General features: G+C 48.8%; 8 protein-coding genes. 1 reads left to right on the top strand and 7 read right to left on the bottom strand.

All coding sequences use genetic code 11. From position 1 onward, the window contains the following. Positions 1-73 precede the first annotated feature (73 nt). On the bottom strand, positions 74-838 hold the full coding sequence (locus tag MKMG_RS09920; RefSeq protein WP_165077673.1) for a coenzyme F420-0:L-glutamate ligase: 765 nt from the start codon (positions 836-838) through the stop codon (positions 74-76). Positions 839-952: 114 nt separating this feature from the next. Between MKMG_RS09920 and MKMG_RS09925 the strand changes: the two genes are divergently transcribed. After that, on the top strand, positions 953-1,222 hold the full coding sequence (locus tag MKMG_RS09925) for a DUF1922 domain-containing protein (RefSeq protein WP_165077675.1): 270 nt from the start codon (positions 953-955) through the stop codon (positions 1,220-1,222). Positions 1,223-1,380: 158 nt separating this feature from the next. Here MKMG_RS09925 and MKMG_RS09930 read toward each other — a convergent pair whose 3' ends face one another. The 6 genes from MKMG_RS09930 to MKMG_RS09955 are packed head-to-tail and all read right to left on the bottom strand — an operon-like array spanning position 1,381 to position 7,214. Then, positions 1,381-2,154 carry a formylmethanofuran dehydrogenase subunit C gene (locus MKMG_RS09930; protein WP_371415215.1) on the bottom strand — a complete coding sequence of 258 codons (774 nt, stop codon included), beginning with the start codon at positions 2,152-2,154 and terminating at the stop codon, positions 1,381-1,383. Next, on the bottom strand, positions 2,151-3,851 hold the full coding sequence (locus MKMG_RS09935) for a formylmethanofuran dehydrogenase subunit A (protein ID WP_165077677.1): 1,701 nt from the start codon (positions 3,849-3,851) through the stop codon (positions 2,151-2,153). Before MKMG_RS09935 ends, MKMG_RS09930 begins: the two co-directional genes overlap by 4 nt. Beyond that, the gene (locus MKMG_RS09940; RefSeq protein ID WP_165077679.1) at positions 3,848-5,140 is read right to left on the bottom strand and encodes a formylmethanofuran dehydrogenase subunit B; all 1,293 of its coding nucleotides are present in this window, start codon (positions 5,138-5,140) and stop codon (positions 3,848-3,850) included. The genes MKMG_RS09935 and MKMG_RS09940 overlap by 4 nt, the downstream gene beginning before the upstream one ends. Continuing rightward, positions 5,127-5,519, bottom strand: coding sequence for a molybdopterin dinucleotide binding domain-containing protein (locus MKMG_RS09945; protein ID WP_165077681.1), 393 nt, complete (start codon positions 5,517-5,519; stop codon positions 5,127-5,129). Before MKMG_RS09945 ends, MKMG_RS09940 begins: the two co-directional genes overlap by 14 nt. Next, complete coding sequence (locus tag MKMG_RS09950; protein ID WP_165077683.1) at positions 5,516-6,121, bottom strand: 4Fe-4S binding protein; 606 nt, start codon at positions 6,119-6,121, stop codon at positions 5,516-5,518. The genes MKMG_RS09945 and MKMG_RS09950 overlap by 4 nt, the downstream gene beginning before the upstream one ends. A 7-nt stretch (positions 6,122-6,128) precedes the next feature. After that, positions 6,129-7,214, bottom strand: coding sequence for a nickel-dependent hydrogenase large subunit (locus MKMG_RS09955; protein WP_165077684.1), 1,086 nt, complete (start codon positions 7,212-7,214; stop codon positions 6,129-6,131). Positions 7,215-7,335 lie beyond the last annotated feature (121 nt).

A 7,335-nucleotide genomic window follows, 5' to 3' on the forward strand; every position in this document is an offset into this window, starting at 1 on the left:
CGACAGTCAGAAAAAATGGGAAGTCAGTGTATGAGGCATTGAAAAGGTTGGCCGAAGGGAAACCATTCACTGTTCAGGATCTCATGGCTGAATAGTTACAATTATTTTTCATTGCCTTTCTGGTAATATCTTCTTCTGCTTTGAAATAGAGGTCATCATGCCCCTGCCAGACGGGAACATTTCTGCAGATAACAGCCGGGACGCCACGATTGCTCTCACCCATGACAAAATTCGCAATACCGGCAATTTCGTCAACGACTGCTTCTTCCGTTATTTCAAGCACATGGCCGAAGAGGTCAGTGTCCCCGCGGTAGTCCTGAATGGCGGGCATGCCGCTCCATCCGATCGCAACTCCTGCCTGTCCTCTCCTGAATGAACGGCCGCATGTGTCTGTCAGAATAACCCGTATATTCTTACCGGTAATCTTTTTTATCTCCGCACGGATGTCATCTGCGGCCTCCATCGGATTGGGCGGCAGCACAATGATCAGGCCGTCTTCCACATTGGAATGGTCAATACCCGCCCGTACACCCACATGTCCATGCGGCAGGGAACAGAGAATAAACGGATAATCAATGATGATGTCGTCGGCTTCATCAAGCACAGCCTGAATAAAACGGGCATCTTCACCACACTTGCCAGCAATTTCTGCTGCACGCTCTGATGGCTGAATATCTGCCAGACTCCGCAAATAGCCTTTTGATTTGGAATATGCGGATGACGCCACACAGAGCACATCATCTTCTTCTATTGACAGACATGCAGCGATGAATGCAGGGAAATTATCCCCTGCCTGAACGATGGGTATGCCCTCTACCGGAATTATTTCAATTGTCATTAATCAATAATAATCGCCGGAAATAAAAACTATGCGCAAATGTCCAGTCCTGTACGTGAACTACCATTCCTCAAAAAGATTAATCATCTGTCGGATAGATTAGCGATATAAGAGATGTATCTTATTATCCGCTGTCAGAACTGCGCGACGTTCACCTATATTGACCGGTTCCAGAACTGGAAACTCTGCCCGGTATGTGGTGAAACAATGCAGCGAAACGGTGTTCAGGAATATCTTGACGTTGAGAATCATCACGATGCTGATGCGATCATTGCTGAACTGGAACGATACCTGCACCAGAATAAAAAAGTGGATCTGACCGCTGAGGAGACCGGAAAACTGCGCGCAGCGTATGCACGTCTGGTCGGCAGCAGCATCCGGTAACCGGTATCGTCACCAGGGTTTTCCGCATCCCGGACATATCATCGTCACCCGGCGGCCACAATATGGACAGTATAGTCCGTCTTTTTTATGATCGATGAGTGGCCGGCCGCAGTTTTTACAATGAACGGCAGCAGTGTATCCGCAACGATGTTTCAGCATTAATCCATATATTTGCAGTTCGCTACATAAATTGTTCCCAATCCGCGGGACATATAATCCCCTGAGAAACGGGTGATCTGAACTGAGTCGATTGCCGTCAGACCCTCATTTCTGAATGTCGGCAGCATATCATACGCCGTCCCGAATATCCGGCACTCTCCACCGGACATATTGCCGCAGGGACGGGAACAGTCACCCATGATTGTCAGACGTCCGTCTTTGATATCAACCCCCGGCATGTCCCCTGCGTTTCCATGAATAATGATCTCTCCCCCTGCCATTGTTTCTCCGGCAAAATCTCCTGCATCACCCATGATTTCAATGAGTCCGCCTCGCATACCCTGCTTTTCACCCCGGTATCCTGAACCGGCATAGTCCATGGCATCCCCATGACAGAGAATCTTTCCGCCATGCATCTCACGACCAAGCCATGAGTCTGCATTCCCGTTAATTTCTATCAGTCCGGCACTCATGAAGTTCCCACAGTGCATACCGATATCTCCTTCTATCAGGATTTTACCGCCGTCCATGTACTCTCCGACCCGTTTGATATGTGAACTGTCACCGCGGATGGTAATTTCGACCTGTTCTGCAGATTTTGCAGTTCCATCTTTGCGGACGTGAAATATATCTGTTATATCCAGTTCTTTATTGCCTTTCCAGACATGAAATTCACGTTCCGGGTCAAGAAAATTTTTGGGTGTGATACACTCTGCTTCAATCGGGAGATTTGGTTTATGACGTTCTTTTACTTCAAGAATTACTTTCATCATATGGATGCCTCCGTCTCCATGCAGACATTGCGGCCGAGATACTCTTCTCCGACCGGATAATTTGCCCTTCTTATTGAGTAATACCTGTTAAACCCATCAATAAACGCGGCATCTTTGCTCATATCGTATGCCGGAGACACATGAGGTTTTACCCAGTATGTCGAATGATTTCCTTCAAGGGTGCATGTGCCTCTCCGGCAGACAACTTCACCTCTTTTGATGGTGTATTCAGTCGTTGAAAAGCCATTGATGATACGTTCGTAATCACGTGCCGGGTCAGTCGAATCGACGTCAATCGGGTAGATGGCAATATCTGCTTCTGCACCCTCAGAGAGGTATCCTTTTCCATAATCAATAAGACCCAGGGCACGCGCCTGTGCTGAACGGGTCATGACCGCAATCTCATCCCAGGTCAGTTCACGTTCAATAGCGGGAAGGGCCACCCTTCTGCCGGTTGATTTATGGAGCGTCTCAAATTCTTTATCACGATACTCCTTGCTCATCAGAAGTGCCATCACTTCGGGATATTTGACGAAAGGTGCACCATTGGGGTTGTCTGTCGCAAGAATGCACCGCCATGGGTCATCGACCAGCAGGGCCAGTTCCAGGCCGATTGCCCACATGATCGCATTGACCAGATTTTTCTTTCGGTATACTACGGGAATGATGCCTGATCCTGTCTCCATTTCAATGTCATGATTACTCCATTTGTTATGGTACAGGCGATAGAGATTGAATTCCATCGGCCCGTCAGCAGTCATGGTGGTCGTTTTTCCAAACATCACCTGCCCGGTATCAATGACAATGTGTGGTTTATCATTAACAGATCGGGCGATATCTTCTGCTTTTGAACAGAAATCATTCCAGGAAGATCCGCCATATGAATGAAACTGCACATGTGTTGAGTAGAGTGACTGACGCTTATCGTTGATGTCAGGAATTGCATCGTAGGTATCAAGCGTACACATATAATTGCCCGGTTTTCCCAGGTTATTACAGTGCAGATGGACGGAATGAGGCAGATTGAGCATTTCATTGGCTTCAATCATCTTTACAATGATTTCAAGGGGAGTGATATCAAAATTCGGAATCGGATCATTAATGCAGGACACATCTTTTCCGAATCCCCATGCTTCAGTACCGCCCGGATTTGTCAGTTTGACACCGAAGCCTTTTGCCGCTGACAGGTACCATGCCAGAATCCCTGCAAGCCGTTTCGTGTCTCCGTCCTGAATTGCCTGCAGGGCAAACCAGTTGCCGTCAAAGAGGGTATTTGCAAGGCAGTCCTGCATTGGTGTATACCTGAACTCCTCATGGGTGTGACGCGCTTCCATGGGTGCCATGGCACCTTCAAGGAGGGTCGTGTATCCCATTCTGGAATAGCGGTAACTGTTGCCATAGGTTGTCGGGACACTGTAGCCGGCTGTTGCATGCATATCCCCTTTGCGTGATGTCCGTCCGGCACGCATATCCTCAGGACTCATGTATCTGCCAAAATTGACTTTCGTTCCGCAGATATGGGTGTGCGAATCAATGCCGCCGGGGAGGGTAAGCATCCCCTGTGCGTCGATCACCTCGTCAGGATTTTTTACATCATCGACAATTTTTCCGTTGCGAACGGCAATGTCCATTGTCTCACCGGATATGTGCTGTATCGGATCGATGACGAAGGCGTTTTTTATCAGGAGTGTCTTCATAATCCTTTTACCTCAAGCATTTTGTTATAAATCCGCGTGAGTATCTCGGTGTCAGAAGGATAGTCTGAATCCATCGCTTTCTTGACTTTGATGGGAATTCCATCCATCCGGTATGCCGTACCTTCCGCATCGATACCGGTTACCGCGACCGGTATCTGAAGGTCTGCAATGGTGGTGGTCATTGTCTCGAACGGGTCGATGACAACCAGAGGTATATCGCGCAACTGCTCCACACATGCACGGGGGAAATGTGCTGCCGGATCGCTTGCAACGATCATACAGGCATCACACTCCTTTCGTGCAAGAATATCGATGGCCGTCGTTTCTCCGGGATTATAGAATGCAACACCACGGCAGAAGTCAACGGCATAGGGGTAGCCTGTCATCCAGGCCATTACTTCATTTGCCCCGTAGACATTCCAGTGTCCCCGCATCGGGGTGAGCGTAAATTTGGTATGCCGGTTCAGGTCATCAACGAATTCAATGGCGTTTCTGACGTTCTTGTACTTTCCTTTCGCCATGGTCAGGCCGACACCGAAAAATAAGGCACCGAATGAACAGGTCTTACACATATCAGCTACCTGCATGAGCTGTGTTTTGCTGACACCTGCCACCGAATCGGGGATCATATCACTTTTGCCGCGGAGAATGGCCCGGAGAGAGGAGAGCACTGCATAATCTCCACCCGGTTTTATGCGGATGAATTCATCTGCAACTTTTGCCGTCTCGGTCTCGCGCACATCGACAACGATTACTTTCCTGTTTCTGAACGCATTATCCAGGAAATATCCGTCCGCATAGGTGGTGTACCGGCTCATATGCCGGGGGTGGGCCTCAATGGGATTACAGCCCCAGTAGATGATGAGATCTGCACGGTTCTTCACCTGACCTAAGGTACACCCGGGATGACCGACTTCCTGAATGGCAAGAATGGATGGTCCGTGACAGACAGATGTGGTATTGTCAATCACTCCGCCCAGGATTTCGTTCATATGGACTCCTACGCACTGTGCCTCTCCGTGAGTGCCGGACCAGCCAAACAGCAGCGGCCGGTCTGCATCCAGTAACATTTCGACTGCGGTGTCTACTGCCTCTTCATAGGTGATATCAGTCCACGTGCCATCGATCTTCTTTATAGGATTTTTTAACCGGTTTTTACCCAGAAATTTTGCATTTCCGATTGTACAGCAGTTATCCGTTGATACGATTTTGCCTGCTTCTATTTCCAGGGTAATATCATCACAGAGACACCCGCAGAAGGGGCATATCATATCTTTAATTTCCTGCATACCTGACTCCTCCTAACTGTTCCAGTAGCTCAGTCGGTGTTTTCCGGTCTTCAGATGTCGGGGCAATCTCCACTTCATGAATTTTATAGTCAGGCATGCCGGTGCCGTGCGTGCAGGGTGATATGACTGAATTGCAGTGAATGCCATATGGAACAAAGACCATCCCTTTTGGTAACCCCTCATCGGCAAGGGCTACCAGTACAACTTCACCGGTAACGTTTGTTACCATAATATTTTCTCCCTCTTCAATGCCCAGTTCAAGAAGGTCTAATGGATGAATATAGCACCGTGAGGTCTCCTCGGCATATCCCTGACCCAGTTTATTCTCTGTAAATTTTCCCTGCCGGATGGTCCGTCCGGTATTCAGAATGAACTTCATTCTTCTGCCCCCTGAAGACCTTCAACCACGCGTGCCACCCTGATTGCATGGTTCGCGCAGGTCTCTTCACAGGTTTTACAGCCAGTACACTTCTCAGGGTGAATGATACGCATCTCACCGTTGATAATACGCATAATCACCTCTTCACTGGATGCGGTCCCCGTCCCTGCCAGATAGGGATCAATCTCTTTATTGACTGGACAGGCAACCGCACAGTTTCCGCATCGGCTGCACAGGACAGGGTCTATTGAGAGATGAAATGATGACTGGTATGATGTTTGTTCTTCTTTTTGGATAGAGAGAATCACTCCTGTCGTCAACACATCTTCCGGGCATATTTCCACACAGAGTCCGCACCGGATGCAGTGGCCGGGGTATATGACCGGATTCCAGATGCCATCCGTCTCAACTACTTCAATGGCATCCGGTGTAGGACAGATCATCATACAGGCCAGACAGTGCGTGCATTCCCTGTCTGTAAGAGTGGGGAATCCCCGAAAATGCGGTGGTGTGATGAGAGGGGCTGTTTTTACGGTGAAAAATTTCGTGAGCCACTCAATACGGACAAGTTCTCTCAGATACCAGATTATTGAAGATGCCATCTGTTTATCACCTCTCATTACATGCGATGCATGGATCTGAACTGATGTAGGTTGACGTCACATCGGCAGAGGAATCCACTCCTTTCAGCATGTAATGCACACATGCCTCGATATTCATAATAGACGGGGTGCGTATTCCAATCTTTTTTATACGTCCGAATTCGTCTGTAGTGATGTTATACGAGAGTTCACCCCGTGGGGCTTCACCTGACCATATGCCGGAGCCTTCTCCGACAACGCCACCGCCCCGGATGGTGCCCGGCTCCATCTGTGCAAGACAGGACCTGATGAGTTTGGTACTCTGAAACACTTCCATGAAACGGAGCATCACGCGTGCATAATTGTCCCCGTCGTCCAGTAGTATTGACTCAAATCCCAGTTTTTTATAGATCGGGTGGAAGAGTCTGCAGTCATTGTCAAGATTACTTGCACGGGCGGTAGGCCCGACGGTGTGCGACTCAATCGCCTCCTCACGTGTAAACCTGCCGACATCTTTGCTTCTGAGGGCGATCAGTGAACCTCCTTCAAACATCCCGACAAACCGGGTGAGTTCAGAATCGATGTGGTCGAGCATGGTGCAAAGGGACTGTTCTTTCTCGCCTGTAAGATCAAATCTCACACCACCCGGTATGATGTATGAACAGGTGACGCGTGCTCCGGTAATTAATTCCAGAGCATCCATGGCGGTTTCTCTCAGATTGAGCAGGTACATGGCCAGTGTTTCATGTTCGATGGTGTAACAGTATGAATAATTGGCCAGCAGATGACTCTGAATCCTGTCCAGCTCATTTATCACCACCCGGAGATATGCCGCCCGGTCAGGGACTGCGATATCACCGATGCGTTCCATCCCTTCGATGTAGACATAATTATGTATGACAGAACATATGCCACAGACCCGTTCTGCAAGAAACATCACTTCCTGCCAGGGCCGGCCAACCATGATACGTTCAATGCCTTTCTTTACGTATCCAAGCTCAAGTTCTGCACTAATTACGTATTCGCCACGTGTAACACATTTTATCCGGCACGGTTCCTTAAAGACCGGATGCACCGGCCCTATGGGAAGGGATACATCAACAGTCTTCTTCATTCCTCTCTCCTTTCATAATCGCTGAATACAACTGGTGCAAGCGACAAAATCGCTTCAAGAATTTCTGTCGGCCGGGGGGGGCAACCGGGGACTTCTGCTGCTATGGGGATGTGCTTTCGCA

It is taken from the genome of Methanogenium sp. MK-MG, assembly GCF_009914725.1.
Classification (GTDB): domain Archaea; phylum Halobacteriota; class Methanomicrobia; order Methanomicrobiales; family Methanomicrobiaceae; genus Methanogenium.

Excerpts from the sequence above, each read along its gene's own strand:
- MKMG_RS09935 (WP_165077677.1), bottom strand. The coding sequence starts at position 3,851 with ATGAAGACACTCCTGATAAAAAACGCCTTCGTCATCGATCCGATACAG.
- MKMG_RS09950 (WP_165077683.1), bottom strand. The coding sequence starts at position 6,121 with ATGGCATCTTCAATAATCTGGTATCTGAGAGAACTTGTCCGTATTGAG.
- MKMG_RS09945 (WP_165077681.1), bottom strand. The coding sequence starts at position 5,519 with ATGAAGTTCATTCTGAATACCGGACGGACCATCCGGCAGGGAAAATTT.
- MKMG_RS09955 (WP_165077684.1), bottom strand. The coding sequence starts at position 7,214 with ATGAAGAAGACTGTTGATGTATCCCTTCCCATAGGGCCGGTGCATCCG.
- MKMG_RS09930 (WP_371415215.1), bottom strand. The coding sequence starts at position 2,154 with ATGATGAAAGTAATTCTTGAAGTAAAAGAACGTCATAAACCAAATCTC.
- MKMG_RS09925 (WP_165077675.1), top strand. The coding sequence starts at position 953 with ATGTATCTTATTATCCGCTGTCAGAACTGCGCGACGTTCACCTATATT.
- MKMG_RS09940 (WP_165077679.1), bottom strand. The coding sequence starts at position 5,140 with ATGCAGGAAATTAAAGATATGATATGCCCCTTCTGCGGGTGTCTCTGT.
- MKMG_RS09920 (WP_165077673.1), bottom strand. The coding sequence starts at position 838 with ATGACAATTGAAATAATTCCGGTAGAGGGCATACCCATCGTTCAGGCA.